The following is a 24675-nucleotide window of genomic DNA, read 5'->3' as shown; positions in this document are numbered from 1 at the left end:
ACTACAAATTCGACGATTACAATCATCGATTATTAGGGGGTATGAATGTCTGCAGAACTTGAAGATATTCACGAAGAATGCGGCGTATTTGGTGTGTGGGGTCATCAAGATGCAGCTAGGCTGACATATTTTGGACTTCATGCGCTACAGCATCGAGGACAAGAAGGTGCCGGCATTGTATCTAACGACAATGGCAAACTGCATGGGTATCGCGGATTGGGATTGCTAACTCAAGTATTTAGCAATGAACAAGTTATGGATCGTCTTACTGGAAACCGGGCTATCGGTCACGTGCGATATGCTACTGCAGGTTCTGGAAGCGTTGATAACATTCAGCCTTTCCTATTCCGTTTCCACGATGGAGACGTAGCTCTTGCTCATAACGGAAATTTGACAAATTGCACTAGCCTACGTAATTCCTTAGAAGATAAAGGCTCAATATTCCACTCAAATTCTGATACTGAAATATTGATGCATTTGATTCGCCACTCTAGTAAAGCAACTTTTATGGATCGCCTGAAAGAAGCTTTACAAACTGTTCATGGCGGTTTCGCTTACTTATTGCTTACTCAAGACGCATTAATTGGAGCAACTGATCCAAATGGTTTCCGCCCTCTTTCGCTTGGTCGTATGAAGAACGGCGCATACGTGCTCGCTTCTGAAACTTGTGCGCTTGATATTGTGCGAGCAGAGTTTATTCGCGATATTGAGCCTGGCGAAATCATTGTTATTAATGACGATGGCTACACTATTGAGCAATATACGAAGCATGTACAGCATGCAGTATGCTCAATGGAATTTATTTATTTCGCTCGCCCAGATTCTAATATTTACGGTATTAATGTTCATTCTGTGCGAAAGCGTATGGGTGCGCGTTTGGCTAAAGAATCTCCTGTTGAAGCAGATATGGTTATTGGAGTACCTAATTCTTCACTTTCTGCTGCTGCAGGATACGCTGAAACAAGCGGAATTCCAAACGAAATGGGATTGATTAAAAACCAATATGTTGCACGCACTTTTATTCAACCGACGCAAGAATTACGCGAACAAGGCGTTCGTATGAAACTTTCTGCTGTTCGTGGTGTGGTTGCAGGAAAACGCGTTATTGTTATTGACGATTCGATTGTTCGCGGAACTACTTCTAAGCGCATTGTGCAATTGCTTCGAGAAGCTGGCGCTAAAGAAGTGCATATGCGTATTTCTTCCCCTCCGCTTAAATATCCTTGCTTCTACGGTATCGATATTCAAACTACGAAGGAACTTATTGCAGCAAAGCATTCAGTTGAAGAAATTCGCGAATATATCGATGCTGATTCCTTAGCATTTTTGTCTTTAGATGGATTAGTCGAGTCGATTGGATTAAAAAAGCCTGCTCCTTATGGCGGTTTGTGCGTTGCTTACTTTAATGGCGACTACCCTACTGCACTAGACGATTACGGCGAAGAATTCTTGGCTTCACTTACTCCTGAAGAACGCGAACATTTGCAAGAAGTAAGGAAACATAGTAAATATTCGCACGAAAATCTTATATAACTTAATAATTTAATTGTTCATTGCAATTTATAAATAAAACTTAAGAAAATACTTATAACAGTGTTACGAAAGGAACCGATATGCCACATGCATATGAAGAAGCTGGCGTAAGCGTAGAAGCAGGATACGAAGTAGTACGTCGTATTAAATCTCATGTAAATCGCACAAAGCGCCCAGGCGTTGTAGGTGGCATTGGCGGATTTGGCGGCTTATTTGATTTGGCGTCTCTTGGTTACAAAGAGCCAGTGCTGATTTCTGGCACGGATGGCGTTGGAACCAAGCTTGTGATTGCAAAAATGATGAATAAGCATAACACTATTGGCATTGATTGCGTTGCAATGTGCGTAAACGATATTGCAGCTCAAGGTGCCGAGCCGCTTTTCTTCCTCGATTACATTGCGTGCGGAAAAAACAATCCTGAAATACTTGAGCAGGTAGTTTCAGGCGTTGCAGATGGTTGCGTGCAATCAGAAGCAGGTTTAATTGGCGGCGAAACTGCTGAAATGCCTGGAATGTATGACGAAGACGAGTATGATCTTGCAGGTTTTGCAGTAGGCGTTGCAGAACGTTCAAATATTGTTGACGGCTCCACTATTACTGCCGGCGACGTGCTTATAGGACTTCCTTCTTCAGGAGTTCATTCAAACGGATTCTCTCTTGTTCGCAAAGCTTTGTTTGAAGAAGCAGGTTTTAGCGTCGACACCAAGCTAGATGAGCTTAATGGCAAAACACTTGGAGAAGTTCTTCTTGAACCTACTCGAATCTACGTAAAAGCTTTAAAGCCACTTTTTGCTGAGCATCTTATTAAGGGAGTTGCTCATATTACAGGCGGCGGATTTATTGAAAATGTTCCGCGCATGTACGCAGATGATTTAGCTGCAAAAATTGACACTACTAGCTGGAGCGTTCCACCTATTTTTGGCGTTCTTGAAAAAGCTGGAAAAGTTGCTCACGCTGAAATGTTCAACGTTTTTAATATGGGTATTGGCATGATTTTGGCAGTTGACGAAAACAAAGCAAACGAGGCAATGCGAATACTAAAAGAGCATAACGAAACCGCTTATATTATTGGCAAAATGGCTAAGCGCGAAAACGCTGCAGTTGAGTTGTTGTAAACCGCAAAATATAAAGCTGCAAAACAGTAGACAGCGAAATCTTAAAGCAATAAAGGATTAAAAATGAAAGTTTTAGTAGTTGGTTCTGGCGCTCGCGAACACGCTATTGCACACGCGCTACTTAAAGGAGAAAGCGTTGAAGAAGTAACTGTTGCTCCTGGAAATCCTGGTATTGCAGCAGATGGCATTCAAACTGCAAACATAAGTCAATCAGATCATGACGCTCTTATTAAGTTCGTTAAAGACAATAACTACGATTTTGCGTTCATTGGTCCTGAAGTTCCGCTTATGAATGGCATTGTTGACGATTTTGAAGCGCATGGAATTGCCGCTTTTGGTCCAAACAAAGCCGCAGCTCAAATTGAAGGCTCTAAAGATTTCGCAAAAAAGCTTATGGCTCGTCACAACGTTCCAACCGCCTCCTACAAAACATTTGACGCTTTGGAGACAGCACGCGCATACGTTCTTGAGCATGGTGCTCCAATTGTTATTAAAGCGGACGGTTTGGCTGCTGGAAAAGGCGTTACTGTTGCTATGGATGAGCAAACAGCAGTTGATGCTTTGGAGGATATTTTCGTCGATCATCGTTTTGGTCAAGCTGGAGCAAAAGTCGTTATTGAAGAATTTTTGCAAGGCCAAGAGTTTTCACTTATGAGTTTTGTAAGCGGAACTGATTTTTGGGTTATGCCTATTTCTCAAGATCACAAGCGCGCTTACGACGGAGACAAAGGACCAAATACTGGCGGCATGGGAGCTTATAGCCCTGTTCCACAAATTAGCGACGAAACAGTTCAGCGTGCTATCGACGAGATTGTGCGCCCAACTGTTGAAGGACTAGCTAAAGAGGGTACGCCTTTTACCGGCGTGCTTTATGCTGGCTTAATTGATACAGCAACAGGTCCTAAAGTTATTGAGTTTAATGCTCGTTTTGGAGACCCAGAAACAGAAGTTGTACTTCCTCGCCTTACTTCAGATTTTGGTGAAGCTATATGGAATATTTTGCAGCATAAAAATCCGACTTTTACTTGGAAAAATAGCGGTGTTACGCTCGGCGTGATCATTGCTAGCGAAGGCTACCCTGGCACTTTAGTTACTGAAACTCCTCTTCCTCAAATTCCTGTTGACGAAAATCAAGGTCAGCACGTGTATTATGCAGGAGTAAAAAGCGATGAAGAAAGCGGCAAACTTCTTACTTCTTCAGGCAGAGTAGCTCTTGTACAAGTGCATGGAGACGACGTAAAAGACGCTCAAAACAACGTCTACAGCATATTAGATAAGCTTAATCTTCCGCACATGTTCTTTAGGCATGATATCGCAGAAAAAGCTTTAAAATAGTTTGTTAATTAAATATAGTTTTCATTAACAAACTGCAAATCAATAAGCCCCTCGCTATTTGAAAAATAATATTTATCAAATACAAACGAGGGGCATTTTAATTATCAAACTAACTTTTAGCGCGGTAATTTCATAAAATCAGTATTACGCAAATAATGCTTTCCAGCAGTAATATCGTATTGTATTAAGCGATAGTCGTGAAGAAGTTGACGTGACTTCTTATCCATCTTAGACAAAATCATCGGATTACCATCGTTATCCAAATAAATTGATTGTCCTTCAGGAATTCTATCCCAGCCTTGAATAGTATTTACAACAGGAGGCTCCATAGCACTCACATGCTCATGTAAACGAGTTAAGAAAGCAAGATACGGAGAAACTTTAGCGTTCATATGTAAAGCAGCCTGAGAAATAAAGAAGTTAGGCGAAGAATACTTATTAGTACGATCTACATCTTTACTTGTATTAGAATGCTCTACATTTTTGTTTGAAGATTTTTTCTCACTACGCTCTTTACGCTCCAAAGCAACTTTATTTGACCAAATAAAATAATCAGTCAAATGCAAAGACAATGAATTCTTTTCATCCGAACTTGCAGTACCGTAAATTCCTGGCAAATGGTCACCATAAAACATAACAGTAATAGGCTTATTCAGTTTATCCAAACTCTTCAAAAACGCTTGCGTTGCTTCATCAGTGTGCTGCACACCCTTAGCATACGTTTCAATAGAAGTTTTTTCATCATCACCAAGATCAGCGGCACTATCTTTAGAAGACGCTTCGAATTCATTATTCGCATACCAATCCCTATAAGGCATGTGGTTTTGCATAGTAACAATTTGTACGAACCTAGGTTGCTTATGTTCTTTAATCTTTTCTAACGCACTCTTATATGCTGATGCGTCAGAAACATACGGCGATTTATCTAGCACATCACGGTGAGCAATAACATCAGGTCCTTGCAATGCATAGAACTTACTAAATCCAAACTTTTTGTAATTAGTAGCGCGCAAATACATGCTCGGCTCATACGGGTGGAAAGCTATAGATTTAATAGAATTACGAGAATCATCCCAATATTGATTAATAGTTGGAGACCATTGAGCATTAGGAACCAACTGCTGATACGGACTCGTCATTGAAGGATCAAAATTAGCCATGCTCAAACCAGTTAAAGACATGTACTCTAGGTTTGCAGTACCGCCACCGTAACCAGAAGAAAGCATCAAACCACTATCCGTATGCTTCTTCAAATTGCTAATAAATGGTATTGGATTCTTGTTCAACCTCAAACCAGGAACACGAGTAGGATCAGAGAACGATTCAGACAAAATAAGAATAAAAGTATTATCGTTCATATTTGTTGTACGAGAACGATTTATACGTTTAGCTTCATCGTTATAACGCTTGTATACAGCCTTCATAGTTTCTTCACTGTAATCAGCCGGCCTATCCATAATTTTAGGATTTACATTACGCAAAAATGCCACAATAGCACCATTGCGTTGAGCGTCATAAACAGAATCCCACATAGCAGGACTGTCACCAAGCATTTTAGAAAAAACGTTAGCCGAAGAGTCAACTGTGCCAACGCCGCCAATATACCAGCTTAAATTCCCTATTAAAATCAACGCAATTGCAACACGAATACCAGCAGAATAACGCCAATCTTTAAATCGCACAATCTTTCCATGATTTGTATCAAATATGTGTAAGCAAACAGTTGTAACTAAAAGCAAAATAAAAACGCCTAAAGCAACACCAATGACCATAGGGGCATTATCTGGCAAAAATGAAGCGACATTACCAGTGTTACTTTTTAAAAAGTTTAAGTCCGCAGGAAGAATAGTTTCATAACGAACATTTACTTTCATATATTCAATAACAGCAATAAGCAATGAAACACTTAGAATTATCGCACTTGATATCCAAAATCGGTTACTAATCAAAAGAATTAAACCGTATATCATCGCAACAACGAGCGCACTAAGAACAATAACAAAATTAAGTTCTCTCCAAGTTTTAGTTATTAATCCCCAACGTCCACCAGACATTGCAGAAGTCATCTCAACTCTTCCAGCGCGCTGCACACCCATTTGCACAATAATTACCGACATGCCGTCAATAACAAAGAAAAGAAATGCATACAGCCAATACGGAACTTTCAAGCGCAAAAATGACTTCATACTATCCTCAATAAATCACACACGTACTAATTATTACTAATAATGTGCAAGTTTACTTATTGCTATCGTCATAACTTTTTAACAATGCATTGAAACAAGAAAAATAGCGATTTTAATACTTAGGACTGATTACAATATATGTTTCGATATTTATTATTTAAATAGAATAAATAATAAAAATAAAACAAATATTGAGGAAAATTTCAGATACTAGCATTACATTACTAGGTTGGGCAATTACTGTGCGTATATGTCGCTTAGATTGGTAACTGGTACGCAAATTAGACTAGAAAGTATAGGAGTCAAACATGCTGCAATTGGCAAAAGTGAGTCTTTTGCAAGGATGGCTACCAATAAGCCTTTTTAGCGTAAATGGTATTTCTTTAGTCTTGTTGCTTTTTATGAAAACAAAACGCGGCAAGAAAATGTTCCACTTACTAATACAGCTTGCAATAGGTGTCATAACATTTTTTGTCGGTGGAATAATTGCTTGGCTTATTTCTGACGTGTTTCTTGTATTCGGAGTAAGTCTTGGATGGCTCGTTATTTTTTCTATTGCATGCGGCTTCGGGCTTATAGGTTTTGCAGCAACAGCACTTGTTTTCTTACACAAATGGAGGAAACTAGTTGCAGTAATAGCTATTATCTTGACGTTAGCAAGCACAGCTCTTCATGTAGACATGATTTATGGGGAATACACGACAATAGGTTCAATATTTGGAATGGGCGGTTTTCCAAAACTAGAAGTTAATAAGCAAAAATCCGCATCCTCTAGTATTAAGCAGTGGAGAGAGTTAGCAGCCCAACAAAAACTGCCAAAACTTCCTAAAAAAGGTATTGTTCGTTCAGTTTATATCCCTAACACTGCTTCACATTTCAATGCTAGAATAGCGAACGTATACTTGCCACCTGCTGCACTTGTTAAAAAACCACCAAAACTGCCAGTTATGGTCATGTTCGCAGGACAACCTGGTAGCCCTAATCACTTTTTTGCAGCAAGCGATATTGCAAATACTTTAGACAATTACGCGAAAGATCACTACGGTCTTGCACCTATTGTTGTAGCCCCTGACCAAAATGGTGAATCTTCGCATAATTCTCTGTGTGCGGATACACATGTGTTCGGCAAAGCAGAAACATATTTAATTAATGATGTTCCTAAATGGATACGCAAACATTTGCCAGTAAGCAAAGATCCTAAAATGTGGCTTATGGGCGGCTTCTCGCAAGGAGGCACTTGCTCAACGCAACTAGTTCCATCCCACCCTGATATATTTGGAAACATTTTTTCTGCCGGAGGGGAACTAGAACCAACGTATAAGAATCGCCAAGAAACAATTAATCATTATTTCAATGGAAACACATCAGAATATGAACGACACGTACCTAGTGTGATAATGCGTAAAAATGCTCCTTTGAAACAAAATTATTACGCTATTGCAGGCTCATGGGATACTAAATCTCAAGCGAATCAGGCAACCATTGCACTAAGCGCACATCGCGCTGGAATGAACGTTATAACCATGCTTTCTCAAGGCAATGGTCATGATTGGCACACAGTAAAAGCTGGATTAAAAATAGCAATTGATCAATTCTGCAAAAAAACAGGTATTTCAAGCACTGCGCCAAAACTTAATACCTACCCAAATGTACAAATTCTTGTCAACCAGCAAGTGAATCGAGACTAATATGATGCTGTCTTTCTTTCATAAACGCTGTAAGAAAAATGATTCTGATTCTAAACATTCAGCAATTCGACATACAAAAATATTGATGCACGATTTCATAGCTTGGATGCAACATAAAGTTTTTGCATTAACACTTACGTGCATTTTTATTGTTATAAATTGCATACATTGGGTTGTATTAACGCTTATGCATTTTTATACTTATGGCACAAGCGCTACTCTTGCACAATTGTTTATGCGGCATCATCGCTCAAAAGGTCCAAGCCTATTCTTCGGGCACGGAAACGTCACAGAGCTGCTGATAAAAGTATGTCATTCGCTTATTTTCGTAAATAATATGCCATCTCTTATGGTTAATTGTTTACTTGTTGCCGTACTTATTGGCGTTGCAGAAACTCGTATAAGTAGACTCAATATTATTTATATTGCAATATTTAGCACACTTGTTGGCATAATTGTAGGATTAACAATCATAGGTAATCTTTCAATCATTATTCGAAACATGCATTGGATTACCAAGATTCCTATTCGACTATCTCCATTCACACTGTTTATTGGCGCTTTTATGGCTTCTGCATCTTACGAATCTATTTTGTGGCGCAGAAGAACTTTAGTAATTGGATACGCTACTACTTCAGCAATGCTTCTTTATAGTGGAAATCCTGGCGATTATTGCACTATTATTGCAGCCCTTACAGGGCACATCATCGGCAATATTATGAGCAAAACAAAAGGCGTTAAACGAAGTGTAAACTGGTGGGAAGGTACAGATTACGAAATTCGCAGGCTTTTTGCAGTAGCTCAGAGCATTATTGCATTAGGTCCAGTGTTGGCATTATCTTCGCGCTCTCACGCAGGAATTCTTACTACTCTTGGTTTGTTTATGTCACCGCAACTAGGCTCTAAAACATGGCTTACGCGATGCATGACAAATTACAGTACAAATAATTGTTTTCTTCATTCAGGTCTACATCACGCTGCAATTGGCGGATTATGGATTCGCATTCTATTACCAAGCATCACACTGATGATTATTGCGTGGGGAATGTTACGAGGGCGTAGACTAGCTGCATTAACTTCTATATTTATAAACGCACTAACTGTGCTATATGCAGGAATGTATTTCACTGTTTTGCCTTTAATTGCCACAAAACAAAATATTTTGGAACATCAACATAATGCTGTTGCTGTTGCTTTTATGCTTACAGCTCTCCCACCATTATTGCTTACTATTTTGTTGATAATTAATTTAAAGCATTTTTCTGTTCATACGAGCAAACTACAGGCACGTTTGGGACTAATAGCGATTTTTATAGCATTGTACATAACTGGCGCTGGATATGTTGCTTTTGGTCTTATGATACCTGAAGAATTTACTCCATCTGCTGATGTTTACCACTTATTGCGAGATTTACCAGGGCGCTGGATGCCTATGGGATTTGGAAACAGATCTAACGCAATGCTTCGCACTGAAACACCTCTATCTTCTTTACTAGCACAAAGCGTGGGCGTGATATTCTGGGCAATATTGTTTATTGTCTGCTTTACGTGGTTCCGCAGCAGCATCTCTACAAGCGAAAACGATAGAAAAAAAGCAAGCTCATTAGTAGAACTTGGCGGAAACACAATGAGCTTTATGACGACTTGGGCAAATAACCATTATTGGTTCTCTCAAAGCGGGCAATCTGCAATCGCCTATAGACTAAATTACGGTATTGCACTCACTCTTACAGAGCCTTTTGGAGATGAAAAAGAATATTCGCAAGATATTCGAGGATTTATTAAATTATGCGAACAAAATTCGTGGTCTCCAGCATTCTATGCTGTGCACGATAAAACGCGTCAAGAACTAGAAAAACTTGGATTTACTTCTATTAAAGTCGGAACAGACATGCTAGTAGACCCTAATGCTTGGCAGACGCGAGGGAAAAAATGGCAAGATATTCGTACAGCTATAAACAAAGCAAAACGAGATGGAATTGCCGACGTACTTACAACTTATAACGAAGCCTCTTGGGACATACAGCAACAGATTGTAGAAATTTCAGAAGAATGGGCAGAGTTAAAAGCTCTTCCAGAAATGAAATTTACTCTCGGTGGACTTGACGAACTTCAGGATAGCCGCGTCAAAATTTTATACGCTATTAATGAAGACGGCAGGGTACTTGGAGTAACTAGCTGGATGCCAACGTATAGGAATAATAGAATCATCGGTTGGACACTCGATTTTATGCGTCACCGCACAGATAGTCCTAATGGGATTATGGAATTATTAATTGCTAGAATGGCAGAACGTTTAAGAGATGAAGGATTAGAAAACCCAGACTGTTCTGTAGAATTTATGAGCCTTTCTGCAGCACCTCTAGCTGGCATAAACGAAGACACATTGAACGAAAATGGTCAAAAATCTTCTAACGTTATTAATCATGCGCTAGAAATGATGTCTGACATTTTGGAACCAGCTTATGGGTTCAAATCGCTATATTTCTTCAAGAAAAAATTCCAACCATCCGCAAGTTCCGTATATGTCTGCTACATGGATTCTGCAAAATTAGCTCAGATTTCACTAGCTGTAACTCACGCCTATTTACCGGAAGCTAATCCTAAACAAATACTAGAAATGGTAAAATCGTTGCGTCCAAAAAGTAGCGAAGCGAACAAATAATTTGTTAAGTTTTAGATAAACTTCGGCGAGTTCTCCCTAGTGTTGCGTAAAGTAACAAGTGCACGTCAGGGAGGTTCATCGTGTCAGAAGTAAAGCCAACCGTCGCTGTCGTAATGGGATCCTCAAGTGATTGGGAAACCATGCGTCATGCTTGTGAAATTCTAGATAAATTCCAAGTTCCGTATATGAAACGAGTTATTTCCGCACATCGTACACCAGAATTAATGGCAGATTTTGCGCATAATGCTCGCTCAAACGGTTTCAAAATTATTATTGCTGGAGCCGGCGGAGCTGCCCACTTGCCTGGCATGATTGCGGCACAAACCACGCTTCCTGTTATTGGAGTGCCAGTACGCTCGCATGCGCTATCAGGCTGGGATTCATTGCTTTCAATAGTACAAATGCCAGGAGGTATTCCTGTTGCAACTACTGCAGTTGGAAACTCTGGAGCAACAAATGCTGGATTGCTTGCTGTGAGCATTCTAAGCACAACTGATAATCGTCTTGCTAAAGAACTAGCAGAATATCGCAATGAACTAAAAGAAAAAGTCGAGGAATCAAATGCCAACCTTATCTGAAGTAACTAATGGCGCTGTTGAACGTTTAATGCCAGGATCCACTATTGGAATTATTGGTGGCGGCCAGTTAGGGCGCATGATGGCTATTGCAGCTCGCCATATGGGTTTTCGTATTGGTGTTCTTGATCCTACGCTTGACTGCCCTGTGTTCCAAGTAGCAGATTTGCAGGTTGAAGCCAATTACGACGATCCTGAAGGCTTGCGTGAGCTTGCTGAACGTTGCGATGTATTAACTTACGAATTTGAAAATGTTAACGCAGACGCACTTGATAAAGTTCGTCATTTAACCGCAATCCCACAAGGAACTGACCTGTTACGCGTAACTCAAGATCGCGTCAGTGAAAAAACGTTCATTAATAGTCATAAAATCGAAACAGCTCCGTGGCGTGAAGTAAATAATTTAGACGACTTAGATACTGCTATTGACGAAATAGGCTTGCCAGCAATTCTTAAAACTCGTCGCGGCGGCTACGACGGTCATGGCCAAGATGTTTTGCGTACAGAAGAAGACGTTGCTAACATTCACCATCGCTCGGATCGCGGAGGAAAATTCCCTCCTTCAATTCTCGAGGGTTTCGTTGATTTTGCTTTTGAAGCATCGATCCTGGTTTCTGGAAATGGTAAGGATTTCGTAACTTATCCTCTAGTAAAAAACGTGCATCACAATAGTATTTTGCACATGACTTTAGCTCCTGCAGTAGTTGATCCTGAAGTTGAAAAAACAGCTCACGAATTAGCTTTGCGCTTAGCTAAAGGATTCGAACTAGCAGGAACATTAGGAATTGAGCTTTTCATCACTAAAGATAATCGCGTAGTAGTAAACGAACTCGCTCCTCGCCCTCACAATTCCGGGCATTATACGATTGAAGCTTGCGATATGGATCAATTTGAAGCACATATTCGCGGTATTGTTGGTTGGCCTTTAAAGAAGCCTAAGCTACTTTCCCCTGCTGTTATGGTAAATGTTCTTGGACAACATGTGGCTCCTACGCGTTCGCTGATTTTGGAACATCCAGAATGGCATATACACGATTATGGAAAAGCTGAAGTTCGTAAGAATCGCAAAATGGGTCATATTACTGTGCTATGCGATAATCCTGTTGATGCCGCTGCCGCATTAGATGCAACAGGCTGCTGGGACGACGAACTAGACTAAAAACGACGAAAGGATGCGAAATGTCTAGTGAGCCTATGCGTAGACATACAAAACAAAAAGAAATAGTACTCTCCTACTTACGCGAGTCTCGTAATTTTGTTTCTGCACAAGATTTGCACAGAATACTCGCCAAAGACGGGGAGATTATTGGCTTAGCAACAGTGTATCGTCAACTTAATTCGCTTACTCAAAGCGGCGAAGTAGACACAGTGCGTTTTAACGGTCAGCAATTATTCCGCATTTGCGACGAGAATACGCACCACCATCATTTAGTTTGCGAACGTTGCGGAAAAACTGTTGATATTGAGCCGCCTGACGACGAAGGCTGGATTCATAAAGTAGCTGAATCTCACGGGTATACTGTGGTGGATCATACGCTAGAAGTATTCGGCTTATGCGAAAGCTGCCGCGAAGAAGATAAGTAACCTGCGCGCGTCTTATTGACGCGTGCAGACCTCGCTTGCGTTGAAAGCACACCGTGCTTTCAACCTTGAGCAAGCTCGGCACCATGAAAAATCTTGAAATGCGCTATGCTATTTCAAGATTTCATAGTGCCCCCGACGCGACTCGAACGCGCAACCAACGGATTAGAAGGCCGTTGCTCTATCCTTTGAGCTACAGAGGCAAACAAATGGTTATTATACCAAAAAACTACTATCAACGCGCCATAAAATTATAAATATCAAACGTTTATATAAAAATTGTTATTCAATAATCCACGCAAGTGACATCAACACTGCAAGGAAGAACACATTGACAATAGTATACGTGAGCAAATAACGCCCACGGTAATGCGAATACTGGTGTGTAATTCCCTTATAAGAAATAAGCGAAGCCATAGAAGCAATCAAAGTACCCATTCCACCAAGATTCGTGCCAATAATAAGAAGCTTCCACTGATCACAGAATCCAGAAAGCAGAATCGTCGTCGGCACGTTGCTAATAAATTGGCTTGAAGCAATAGAAACTTCCATCGGATGCGTACCAACCCACATTTGCGCAAGATCGCTAAATCCAGCAACTCGACGCATATTGCCAATAAAAACAAAGAACATAATAAACGTGAGCGGCAAAGCCCAATCTAAAACACGGAATACGTGGCGGTCGCAAACAAGGAAAGCTGCAACCATAATGAGCACCATAATCCAGTCAGGAATCCATCCACTAACACCACACAAACAAACAACAAACAGCAAACTATAAACAGTAACACGCCAGCGAGTAAAACTCATGCCGTAACCCATAACACGAATTTCATCAGGCTGCGGATGACCATGTGAAGGGGCCAACACGCTTTGCTCAATATCGTCACCATGCAAACCTGCAAACTGGTCAACTGTGCGCGACTTAAAGAATACGAATGCAAATACGATCATCAACAGTGCTGCTGTAATCGTATAAGGCGCCATAATCTTCAAAAAATCTTGCGTAGACATATGAGTCAACGCCTTTAAATACAGATTGTGAGCATTGCCAATAGGAGTGAGCATACTTCCAACATTGGCACCAATAGTCATAAGCGTAATTACAAGAATTGACTGCTTTTCAGCATTCGCCATTACGAGCACAGATAGTGCAAAAGGCACAAAAGTTACGAGAGCAACGTCGTTCGTAATCCACATCGCCGAAAAGAATGTTAACGACATAAGCACGAGCACCAAGCCGCGCTCAGTGCGCACATGCCTTAGCAAACGCGCACCAATAGATCGAAACACACCAATGCGCTGGAATCCGCACACAACCATCATAAGGCACACTAATTGCGAAATAGTGTTGAGATGAATATAACTCAAATATTGCGGATCTGGAGGTACCAAAAAACAGGAAATAACTGCCAAAATTGCAGCAACAATAAGAATGGTTTCACACTTGACCACATTCAACAGCCAGCGCTTCATCATTCCTCCGTAACGCAATAGACATAATGACTCTATTATACTAGAAACCCAGTCCCACAATCGGGTTAAATTCCCGACAAAATCGTTGCAATAACAATAAATTAGCAACTATTAATAGCGTGATTTAGCCTAAAGTAGCTAACATAAAATTCCGCCCTTTTTTATGACACGCGCATTGAAAAAATTGCATTTAAAGACAAGATTGCGTATATCATAATAAAACAAAGAATTTGTTGTCTACACAAGAAGCGAATTATGGCAGAAATAAACAAAACAGAAGATCAAAAGCTTGAACAAAAACTTGCTCGTCAAATGCATCTTCGTGAAAACCACAAGCGCAATACTGCAGATTTAGTTGTTGAATGCTTGGTAAACGAAGGAGTTGAAGTAGTATTCGGTATTCCAGGTGAGGAAAATATTCCGCTTCTTGAAGCAATTGAGCGCGATGGACGAATTCGTTTTGTGCTTACTCGCCACGAGCAGGGCGCTGGTTTTATGGCAGCGACATACGCTCATATTACTGGAAAACCAGGCGTATGCTTGGCAACTCTAGGTCCTGGCGCATTGAATTTAACACTTCCTGTAGCTCAAGCAAACGCAAGCACCACACCGCTTGTAGCAATTTGCGCACAAGGTAACGTTTCTAGGCTTTATAAGGAATCTCACCAAATTATTGATTTGGTTGCACTCTTCCAGCCAATTACGCAATGGTCTTCTATGATGCTTGCTCCAGAATCTGCGCCAGAAATGGTTCGAAAAGCTTTCTCAATTGCCGGTCGCAACCGTCCGGGAGCCACATGCCTTGTTATTCCGGAAGATATCAGCGAAATGCCAGCACCTGACAACGCAAAGCCTCTTCCACTTCCACATCCGCTGCATATTATGCCAGCGCCAGACACTATTGAAGAAGCTGCGAAAATTATTAGTCAAGCAAAGCAACCTATTATTTTGGCTGGAAACGGCGTTGCGCGCTCTCACGCTGAGGATCAGCTTCTTGCGTTTGCTGAGCAGCTTAATGTGCCAGTTGCAACTACTTTCGAAGGTAAGGGCGTTTTCCCAGATAATCATCCGAATGCACTTGGCGTAGTCGGCTTCATGCATCGCGATTACGAGAACTTCGCGTTTGACACTGCTGATTTGATTATTGCTGTCGGCTTCTCAATTCAGCAGTTCGACCCGAAGAAAATCAACCCAAATATTGATAAAACTATTATTCACATCAATACTTTTGTGGAAGATACCGACGCACACTACCCTACTGCGCTGAATATTATGGCGAATATTGGCCAAACGCTTAAAACTCTTACAGAAGTATTAAAGACACGAAACATTACTTTTGACGTAAGTCACCCACGTATTCGACAACTACTTACGGAAGAATTACATTCTTGCGAAAACGACGAAAGCATGCCAATGAAACCACAGCGCGTAGTTTACGATATTCGCCGCGCTGTTCCTGAAGGCACGAAGGTTCTTGTAGATACAGGCGCTCTTAAAATGTGGATGGCACGATTGTACCCAACTATGCACCCGAATACTTGCATAATCGACAACAGTCTTTCAACTATGGCTTGGACGCTTCCAGGTGCTGTTGGAGCTTCGTTTATTCGCGATAATTCCGGCAAAATTAACACGAAACCGGTTTTGGCTGTGATGGGCGACGGAAGCTTTATGATGAACGTGCAGGAAATTGAAACTGCAGTGCGCGTTGGCAGCCGAATGGTAGTTCTTGTTTGGGAAGATAACGCGTACGGCTTAATCAAGTGGAAGATGGAGCTTCATGCAGGCGAGCACGAGTACGTTGATTTCCATAATCCGGACGTGCCAAAACTAGCTGAAAGCTTTGGCGCGCGCGGTCATGCTGTTAAAAAACCGGAGGATTTGTACAACATGCTTCGTGAAGCGCTGGATCAGGAAAGCGGCGTCGACGTGATTTCTTGCCCAGTTGACTACAGTGAGAATATGAAGCTTATTGAAAAGCTCGGCGATATTGACTTTAGTAACTGAGTTTCAATAAATTTTTGCAAACAAAAGGCTACGTAATCACGCTAGATTACGTAGCCTTTTGTTTGTTAGTACAGTTTTGTACAAAAGATTGCATGAAAGGCTACATGATTTGCGATTGTAAGTTTTTGCGAGCCGCTTCCATTGAAGTAATTTTTCCTAGAAGCTCAAGCTTTTCCTGACCATCCTTGAGTTTCGCCATACGCACTCTAGCAGCACCGATTCTACGCATATAGCCGATATCAAGAAGGCGAATAAGCAGCTCGTTTGCATACTTACTTTCTGCACTCGTAGCTTTCCGCAAAAGATCTGAAGGAGATCCGTTTGAAACTTGCTGATTCTGTCGATTGCCGGTATCTTCCAATGTATCTGCAGGAGAAGGAAGCGGCAACGGCATTACAGAAAGTTCTGTAATAACGGATTCAAGCAAAGGACCTGCAGCTTTTGTCATCATATGCAGCCACAATCCTTGCGAAACATTGCCAACCGGCAATCCACCTGCAGCTACAAATGCTTGAAACAGCGTACGAAATACTGGTGTAATAAAATTATTCAAAGTCAATTGCGCAAACAATTTCTCATCAAAAGCAAGCGGAACTTGCAAAAGTAACGCCATAAATTGTTGTTCGCACATAAATACAGCATCATCCACACGATAATAATGCTGATTTTTAGCAGAACTTTTAATAATTTCCATACGCGAAGCTTTAAAACCTGCATTACGATCGTCATTAATTTGCTGACCAAAAGTTGGAATAACGTTATGCTTTTGCGCATAAGCATCGTCGTCACGCACTTTCAAACGTCTACGTGCAGACTCAACTTCATTGCGCATAACAGCTAAATCAACGCCAATTGAACGCACGGCTTTGCGCATATACAAGTCAAGCAGCGAACGGTCTCGAATTTGCGCAATAAGAGGAGCGACAGCCTTTATAGCGCCCATTTGACCAGTAGTGTACGAAGTCTCAAAACGATTAATTACTGTGTCAATAACGAAATCGTATAGCGGACTTGCATGTGCAACAAGCGAACGCACAGCCTCATCACCGCGCTGAATACGCAAATCGCAAGGATCGAGATTATTGTCTGCTACAGCAACAAAAGTTTGCGTCAAAAACGCAGAATCCAAACCAAAAGCGTGTAGCGCAGCCTTTTGACCTGCAGCATCACCGTCGAAAGTAAAAACGATGCGCGAACTTACAGACTGTCCATCCACCTTCAGTGGGCCAACAAGCTGAATTGCCCCCAAAGAATCGTCTGCAATAAGGCGGCGCACAATTTTTGCATGCTCAACGCCAAACGCAGTTCCGCAAGTTGCAACAGCAGTATCAATACCAGCCAAATGACATGCCATTACATCTGTGTAGCCCTCTACAATTACAACTTGACGCTTTTTTACAATATTTGCCTTAGCTAAGTCAATTCCGTACAGAACTTGCGTTTTTCGATACAGTGCAGTATCGGGAGTGTTAATATATTTCGCGCTAATAGAATCGTCATCATAAAGCTTTCTTGCACCAAAGCCAAGAGTTCGACCAGTCGAGTCGCGAATAGGCCAAGTTAAGCGGCCACGGAAATAATCATATATTCCGCGCTGACCGAGTCTAGCGAGACCAGCGTCGAGAAGCTCTTGACGCGTAAAACCTTTATTCGCTAAGTATCTAACTAAATTATCCCAGCCTTTAGGCGCGTAACCGCAAGAAAAACGCGCACTTTGTTGCGGAGTAAAGTTTCGCCCTGCAAGTAATTCGCGCGCAGGAGCTGCCTCTTGAGTGCCGAGATTTGAAACGAAAAACTTTTGCGCTTCTTCATTTGCTTCTAAAAGCCTGGCTCGCTTAGAACCGCGCGATTGAGAATCACTATTTTGCTCCTGCTTATAATGCATCTCAATGTGGTAACGATCTGCTAAAAACTCGACCGCTTCACGAAAATCAATATTCTCTTTTTGCTCAACGTACTTAAATACGTCGCCGCCAGCGCCGCAACCAAAACAATGCCACACTCCCAAGCTTGGTCGCACACTAAAACTTGGCGTTTTTTCATCGTGGAATGGGCAAAGACCTACAAAAGTGCCAGTTCCGGAAGGCTTAAGCGTCACTGTTGCAGACACAATGTCATACAAATCTGCCGCAGCGCGCACGCGCTCAATGTCTTCTTTCACAATCATTCCAACCATGCTATCTAGCTTATCGCAAATCTGCGGCGAGTGGTATTGCGCACATAACTTTAGTGTTTCAGCCACTTTTCACCGCTTTTCCAAAGCATAATACAAAAATAGGCGATGCGAACACAGAATATACTGCGTTAAGCACCGCCTTAAAATCAATTACTCGATTACAACAGATACAAATGCAATTTATAAACGCAATTTATAAGCATTAATACCTAGAAATAACTAGAGAAAAGATTAGCGAATAAACTATTTAGTGACGACTCTTGCAAAGAACAGCACCAATACCGGCAAGCATGGAAGCAGTGACAGCAGCCAAAACTACAGAAGAACCAGTATTAGGAAGTTTAGCAGTCTTATTGCTATCAATCTTATCGCTATCAATCTTATCGCTATCAGTCTTATTGTTATCAGCTTTACTATTATCGACACGATGCGGAATAGAAGTATCTACAGATTGAGTGTCAGCCGATTCAGAATTTTTTTGAGAATGTCCGAAGTAATCAATAGCAGCTACAAACCTATTGAGCGCGCCATCAAACTTTGGATGGTGCAAACTAAGATAATAAGATTCAGCTTCATCTGCCTTATTCTGAGCTGCGGCTTTTTCTTCTTCTGTAGAAGCGTTATCAACTTCATCTAAAGCTGCAACCCACTTAGCCTTAGCTTCGCAAATCTCATGATTTACTTCCAACAATGCTTTAGCTTCGGCGTACCCCTTAGCATTCGTATCGCCTGCGGAAACGATTTCATTTGCGCGAGACAATACTTCCAAAATCAAATTATCAACATCTTCTTCTTGACTATCATTGGAATAATCATCAGCCATCGCTGGAGTAGAAAAAGCTAATCCGGATAGCAAAGTTGCAGCAGCAGCGAATACTGCGATAGCTTTCTTGTTTAACATAATTTTCCTTTCTTCTTCCTTCTCACGTACAGCGTGCGAAGAATTTTGCACTAAAATATGTTAGTGTAACTTTGGGTCAAACATGTGACCTATATCACAAAATACCCCCCCCCTAGAAAATGAATGAAGTAGAAGGAAAAATAGAACAAAGCTATATAATTTTCAGGCTAAATTAATGACAGCAAATTTGCGAGAATTCACCATATAACTGATGCAAAACCGTCGAAAACACATAATCACTTGGTGAAATAAACAAAACGAGACGAAACTGTCGAAAACACCAAATCAACGATAATATCGACAAAATACGCTACGAAATCAGCGGAAGACGCACAAATCGCAAATAGTTGCGCAAGCCGCATCTTCCGCAATCTTTCGTAATCTTTTGCTACTTTACAATTCCCGATCTTTAATGAAACCAGTAAAATCAAACGGCTTCTCAACTAGGTAGTAAACGTTTGAATCATCCGGAGCTGGAGCAAAAGGTATTGCTTTATGTTTAGAAGTTGGAACAAAAGGATTGTCTCTCATATCACCATCTTTTGAAGCAACTGTTATCTCTGATTTACTGTAATATTTAGGATCTCTGCGCAAAATAAACGGACGATCCATATCCGGTTTAGTCTTGCCTTTGCCTTTAAAGAATCCGCTTGCTTCTAGTTCGTCGAGCTTTGCACTAACCGGAACAAGCACAAAATACGCGCGCATCTTATACGTTATACCCTTATTTACTCCCGGCACATCAATAAAGTTATTGCTAGAATAATCTGGATAATTGCTATCTAAATCTTGGTAATCTTGGAATTGTCCGTTAACACACAACCCCGAATGCACATTGTATACCTTATTGCCACAATAAGGATCTCCACCATCGCGAAATATTTCAGTCATGCCAGAATCACCAAAAATCAATGTATTGTGCAAAGGAAGAGAATTCTTATCTTCATCACTATCATCAGTATCAATTGCATCACCCAATAATTGCTGTGTATACTGCCACATTCCGAAACTGTGTGCATAATCTTTATTATTTTCATCATCTACTAAATCATCCATAGCATGAGTGCCACGAAGAAGCACTCTAGTATTCTCGCCTATTTCTGTATCATAATTTGTAGGTTCAAACTCTAAGCAATCTCCAGATTTAGTGCACCATTTTCCAACAAATGGAACTAATGTAGAAACTACAGTTGCTTGATTACTTTCACCATATCCACGCTTGCTAGTAAACATTTTCTTAGTTTCAGAAGCATCAGCGCCATAGTAAAGCGTTATGTCGGTATCTCCCCTATGTGATTGCCCTAATCCAAGATTAGACCCAACAATTTTGCCTAAGTGTTTTCGGGATGAATATTTTGGTACAAGTCTAACTTTGAATCCTTCATCAGACATCATTTTGTACGCTTCGTCTTTATCTTTATCGAATAATTCAACAGGAACAGACCTGCCGCTATCAGGATATTTATCTTCTTCTCCAACGCCTATGAAGATTTCTTTATTTTCATCTAAAGGCTCGCCTGGCATTGGGTTAGTTGCAGCAATTTTTCCAGGATGAAGTGAGGCTACTTTGTAAACTTTTACTGGAACTCCCATTGATTTTAATAGAGGCGCTGCTTCTTCAACAGTTTTTCCAATCACTCCCTTTTCCGGCATTCCAGGACCTTTGGATTCAACGACCGTTACAACGTGATTCCCGCGAATAACTTGCCCAGGTTTTACGTTTTGATATCGCGCAAAATTACCTGGTTTACTTCCTCCGAAATCTTTTATTACGTGAGTTTCAATACCTTTTTCTTGCAGTTCGCGTACAACATCTTGTGCAGATTGTGAGGCTTTTGCTTTAGGTACGACTATGCGATCACTTGGCGATGCTTTATGAAAATACGAAGAAGTAAAGAAGAAGATTGCTGCAGCAATAATTGCAACCGCTGCTATAACACATGCGCTTATAATAATTAGTTTGCGATTTTTTATAAGCGGAGTTGCATATTCAGGCTGAGCTATCTGAATTCCGGGCTGCATCACTTCCGTAGGCTGAGATTGTTCAACGTTATTCCCGTATGAAACAGAAGCACCACAGTTACCACAGAATTTTTCTCCAGGAATAATATTATTCCCGCAATTTGCACAAAACATCGTAGCCTTCTCTCGTGCGCGCAACAATCTCATCTACAGAAAAATCTAATTTCTATACTACAGCTACTTGCGCAATTTTTTAATGCGACAACAAACGCCGTGAATATTCACAGCAAATGTTTCCACATAACGCCGAAACGGCAACAAACGCCGGGAAAATAACACGGCAAATGTGGTTAGACGCGGCCAAATCACAGTGATTCGCCAGGAATTGCACTCCAGTCGAAAGGTTCTTCCACAAGATAGTACGCGTTTGAATCGTCCGGAGCTGGAGCGAACGGAACCGCGCGACTACGCTCCGTAGGTACAAAAGGATTAACCCAATCGCTTCCTGCGTTCTGGTCCATGCGCGTTTCTTTGTATAGCTTAGGATTTCTGCGCAAAATAAACGGTCGTGTCAAATCAGGCTTATTCTCAACTTTTCCAACGAAATATCCGCTATTTACAAGCTTATCGAATTTCGCACCAACAGGCACAACTACCATAAAATCTCGCATTGTATAGTAGAAACCAACACCATTGCCTGGATCATCTTGAATACGGTGATATTCGTCTGGATCGTTATCTGGATACTGAACGTATTTTCCATTCAGGCATGCGAATCCAGCACCCATAATAAAAGTATCCTCACCGCCGCATTCTATAACTCCTCCACCAGAATACAGTTCAACAGCACCAGTATCACCAGAAATAAGGTGATTTCTCATCATTGAACTATTTGGAAGATTCTTATCAAATACAGCGTAATCCGTAGGATCTTGGCCCGTTGAATTTAGTGTAAGAACACCTTTCATATTTATATAATCTTTGTGGTCTTTATCAGGTATTCTACCGTTTTTATCAGCAATATCTGCCGGTATAAGTTCCGTAATGTCCTTCTCTTCCGTGTCTAATTCGGAAACTCCACTCATAAAACGCGGAATAAGATTTATGCAATCGCCACTCTTCGTGCACCACTTGCCAACAAAAGAGCCTGCTCGAGTTACAAGATAAGCCGTTTCGTCTCCGAAAGTCATCGGCTCAGTCACCACATCCTTAGCTTTGGACGCGTCAACACCATAGTAAAGCGTTACGGCTTTAGGATTGCCTTTAGTGCCCAAAGCTGGGTAGGCGCCAACGATTTTGCCAAAATACTTTGCAGACGAGAACTTCGGGCGAAGATCCACGCTGAAAGGCTTAGAAGATAGCATGTCCTTGGCTTTGTCTTTATCTAATCCAAACACGTCAACTGGCACGCCATCGCACTTTTCGCCAACCGCAATATTTATTACGCCGTCTTTGCCAACAGCATTTCCAGGCATAGGGCTAGACGCAACAATCTTACCGTCTGCAGTATCGGTGGAAGGAACGTGATGCAGTTTTACTGGAACGCCCATTGACTTCACAATTTTCTTAGCATTGTCCAGACTTGCGCCAACAACGCCTTTTGCAGGAACACCCGGGCCTTTAGATCTTAGAATTTTTACAACTGTTTTAGTTGACACTTTAGAACCCGGCTTAACGTTTGCGTATCGAAGGAAGTTGCCCTTCTTTTCGGCGCCAAACTCGTCTATAACTTTCGCACGGAAACCCTTATTTTCCAAGGATTTTACAACTCCATCCGTATCGTCTCCAGCTTTTGCTTTAGGAATTTTAGCGTAGGCTTTTGCACTGGTTAAGTTTGCGATTGAATTAGGATTTTTTACGCAATATAAAACAGTGCCTGTAATTACAAGCGCGATTGCAAGAATAATGCTCGTAATCATAATTATGAGTTGCTTGCGATTATGAAGAGGGTCGAATTTGAAGGAATTATGAGATTGCGACGAGCTTGATAAGTTGGACGAGTTTAATGAGCTGTATGAATCGGCTACATCGCTTTCAACAACAGCTCCACAAAAACTGCAGAACTTGTTACCTTCATCAATCTTATTCCCGCAATTTGCACAAAACATTCTCAACCTTCTTCGCACACTTTAGTCTTTACAACAAATCTACACTCACAGCTCACCCAGAACAAAGCACTTAGCAAAAGCACCTAGCACAAAGCCGCGTGAAGAGTTGTAGCAGAACCGTCTGTAAGACTTGCCACCTGGTCGATTGCAATACGAAGACGCTCATCATCGTTAGTGCACTCGTTCCAATCTCCCACGAATACTTCCTCCATTGCATCGTGCGAGCGCGGCGACTTGCTCATAAATACTTCTACTAAATCTGTCAAAATTTTCTGTTCGCGCTTATAAACTTCACGCTCGCGAGGAGCGATTATAAAGTGCACAGCTAAGCTTTTCAGCATCACAATTTCGTAGGAAGTATTTTCCGGAATCACAAGGTTTGCGCGGTAGCGAACAAGCGGACCGTTGCCATAACGCTCACGCGTAGCGTGCTCAACAGAGCTTGCAAAACGACCAATAAGAGCACTAGTAATATTTTTCAACTGCGCTAGCGCTCGACGAGAACCGTCGAAAGAATTAGGAAACATGTGAAGCGAGCGCAAACGTTTCAAAGCATCCAAAAGTTTATCTACATCCCAACGTTCACCATACCATGCATGGGTTTCTTCAATAACTTCATCTACAACTTTTGAATCCGCAACTAAAGCAGGGTTAAAAGCGCCAGTTACAATCGCATCCTCAATATCGTGCACACTGTAAGCAATGTCGTCTGAAAGATCCATTATTTGACATTCCATTGGTTTTGCTTCGCGTGGAGCACCAATTTTCAGCCATTCAAACACATCTCGATCATCCGGATACACACAGAATTTCAAATCACGCTCGCCTTTATCGTGCGCTTTTGCTTCTTCTAATCCCCACGGATACTTCACTGCAGCATCTAATGCTGCGCGCGTAAGATTTACTCCTGCACTTCTACCGTTTTCGCGAAAAACTTTCGGTTCTAAGCGCGTAAGTAAGCGAAGAGTTTGTGCGTTTCCTTCAAATCCACCAATATTTTTCGCTAATTCTGCGAGCGCGCGTTCTCCGTTATGGCCAAATGGTGGGTGCCCTAAGTCGTGCGATAAGCAAGCGCAATCAACAACATCCGGATCGCATCCAAGCATTGCTGCAATTTGCCTACCAATTTGCGCAACTTCCAAAGTATGTGTCAAGCGAGTTCGAGCAAAATCATCCGAACCCGCAACTAAAACCTGGCTTTTTGCACCCAATCGACGTAGCGCAGATGAGTGTATGATTCGCGCACGATCTCGTTCAAAAGGCGTTCTCACACGAGTGTGATGAGGCTCACTCGCCCAGCGCTCAGTATCATGCAAATCGTATTCGCCAACGATCTCATTATCCGATGCAATTACTTCGTTGCACAT

General features: G+C 41.4%; 16 protein-coding genes and 1 tRNA gene. 9 read left to right on the top strand and 8 right to left on the bottom strand.

From position 1 onward, the window contains the following. The first annotated feature begins 45 nt into the window (after window positions 1–45). From purF to purD, 3 genes are all read left to right on the top strand, one after another. The gene (purF, locus tag HXT26_RS01680) at window positions 46–1533 is read left to right on the top strand and encodes an amidophosphoribosyltransferase (protein WP_004105975.1); all 1488 of its coding nucleotides are present in this window, start codon (window positions 46–48) and stop codon (window positions 1531–1533) included. Between the two features lie 80 nt (window positions 1534–1613). After that, on the top strand, window positions 1614–2648 hold the full coding sequence (gene purM / locus HXT26_RS01675) for a phosphoribosylformylglycinamidine cyclo-ligase (protein ID WP_004105986.1): 1035 nt from the start codon (window positions 1614–1616) through the stop codon (window positions 2646–2648). Between the two features lie 63 nt (window positions 2649–2711). Beyond that, window positions 2712–3983 carry a phosphoribosylamine--glycine ligase gene (gene purD, locus HXT26_RS01670; protein ID WP_004105988.1) on the top strand — a complete coding sequence of 424 codons (1272 nt, stop codon included), beginning with the start codon at window positions 2712–2714 and terminating at the stop codon, window positions 3981–3983. Between the two features lie 116 nt (window positions 3984–4099). Here purD and HXT26_RS01665 read toward each other — a convergent pair whose 3' ends face one another. Beyond that, a complete protein-coding gene (locus HXT26_RS01665; protein WP_004118929.1) occupies window positions 4100–6169 on the bottom strand; it encodes an LTA synthase family protein in 2070 nt (689 codons plus the stop codon). 308 nt (window positions 6170–6477) lie between these two features. Between HXT26_RS01665 and HXT26_RS01660 the strand changes: the two genes are divergently transcribed. The 5 genes from HXT26_RS01660 (at window position 6478) to HXT26_RS01640 (ending at window position 12681) form a co-directional block, all read left to right on the top strand. Beyond that, complete coding sequence (locus HXT26_RS01660; RefSeq protein WP_004118926.1) at window positions 6478–7857, top strand: alpha/beta hydrolase; 1380 nt, start codon at window positions 6478–6480, stop codon at window positions 7855–7857. A 1-nt stretch (window position 7858) separates the two neighbouring features. Beyond that, window positions 7859–10522, top strand: a complete 2664-nt coding sequence (locus HXT26_RS01655; protein ID WP_174143308.1) for a phosphatidylglycerol lysyltransferase domain-containing protein — start codon at window positions 7859–7861, stop codon at window positions 10520–10522. 113 nt (window positions 10523–10635) lie between these two features. Then, entirely contained in the window at window positions 10636–11100 is a 465-nt protein-coding gene (purE, locus tag HXT26_RS01650; protein ID WP_217430206.1) for a 5-(carboxyamino)imidazole ribonucleotide mutase, read from the top strand. Next, window positions 11084–12256 carry a 5-(carboxyamino)imidazole ribonucleotide synthase gene (gene purK / locus HXT26_RS01645; RefSeq protein ID WP_004106000.1) on the top strand — a complete coding sequence of 391 codons (1173 nt, stop codon included), beginning with the start codon at window positions 11084–11086 and terminating at the stop codon, window positions 12254–12256. The genes purE and purK overlap by 17 nt, the downstream gene beginning before the upstream one ends. Before the next feature lie 20 nt (window positions 12257–12276). Beyond that, window positions 12277–12681, top strand: a complete 405-nt coding sequence (locus HXT26_RS01640; RefSeq protein ID WP_004106002.1) for a Fur family transcriptional regulator — start codon at window positions 12277–12279, stop codon at window positions 12679–12681. Window positions 12682–12808: 127 nt separating this feature from the next. On the opposite strand, the gene HXT26_RS01635 is transcribed toward HXT26_RS01640, so the two are convergent. Together HXT26_RS01635 and HXT26_RS01630 are read right to left on the bottom strand one after the other, a co-directional pair. Continuing rightward, window positions 12809–12881, bottom strand: a tRNA-Arg gene (locus HXT26_RS01635). A 79-nt stretch (window positions 12882–12960) separates the two neighbouring features. Further along, window positions 12961–14154, bottom strand: a complete 1194-nt coding sequence (locus tag HXT26_RS01630) for an SLC13 family permease (protein WP_064340223.1) — start codon at window positions 14152–14154, stop codon at window positions 12961–12963. Between the two features lie 312 nt (window positions 14155–14466). On the opposite strand from HXT26_RS01630, the gene HXT26_RS01625 reads away from it, so the two are divergent. Then, complete coding sequence (locus HXT26_RS01625) at window positions 14467–16161, top strand: acetolactate synthase large subunit (protein WP_032835521.1); 1695 nt, start codon at window positions 14467–14469, stop codon at window positions 16159–16161. Window positions 16162–16261: 100 nt separating this feature from the next. Here HXT26_RS01625 and dnaG read toward each other — a convergent pair whose 3' ends face one another. The 5 genes from dnaG to HXT26_RS01600 form a co-directional block, all read right to left on the bottom strand. Continuing rightward, window positions 16262–18403, bottom strand: coding sequence for a DNA primase (gene dnaG / locus HXT26_RS01620; protein WP_410295813.1), 2142 nt, complete (start codon window positions 18401–18403; stop codon window positions 16262–16264). 181 nt (window positions 18404–18584) lie between these two features. Further along, window positions 18585–19238: a hypothetical protein gene (locus tag HXT26_RS01615; RefSeq protein ID WP_116442783.1), complete on the bottom strand. Its 654-nt coding sequence runs from the start codon at window positions 19236–19238 to the stop codon at window positions 18585–18587. Between the two features lie 393 nt (window positions 19239–19631). Beyond that, window positions 19632–21374 carry a PASTA domain-containing protein gene (locus HXT26_RS01610; protein ID WP_116442784.1) on the bottom strand — a complete coding sequence of 581 codons (1743 nt, stop codon included), beginning with the start codon at window positions 21372–21374 and terminating at the stop codon, window positions 19632–19634. A 191-nt stretch (window positions 21375–21565) separates the two neighbouring features. Then, window positions 21566–23308, bottom strand: coding sequence for a PASTA domain-containing protein (locus HXT26_RS01605; protein WP_116442785.1), 1743 nt, complete (start codon window positions 23306–23308; stop codon window positions 21566–21568). 83 nt (window positions 23309–23391) lie between these two features. Further along, on the bottom strand, window positions 23392–24675 hold the full coding sequence (locus HXT26_RS01600) for a deoxyguanosinetriphosphate triphosphohydrolase (protein WP_422112043.1): 1284 nt from the start codon (window positions 24673–24675) through the stop codon (window positions 23392–23394).

Origin of the sequence: Gardnerella sp. DNF00497B, from assembly GCF_049262725.1 — a bacterium.
GTDB classification, from domain to species: domain Bacteria; phylum Actinomycetota; class Actinomycetes; order Actinomycetales; family Bifidobacteriaceae; genus Bifidobacterium; species Bifidobacterium leopoldii.
The sequence above is the reverse complement of the archived record's forward strand: the minus strand, read 5'-3'. Positions and strand labels throughout refer to the sequence as shown.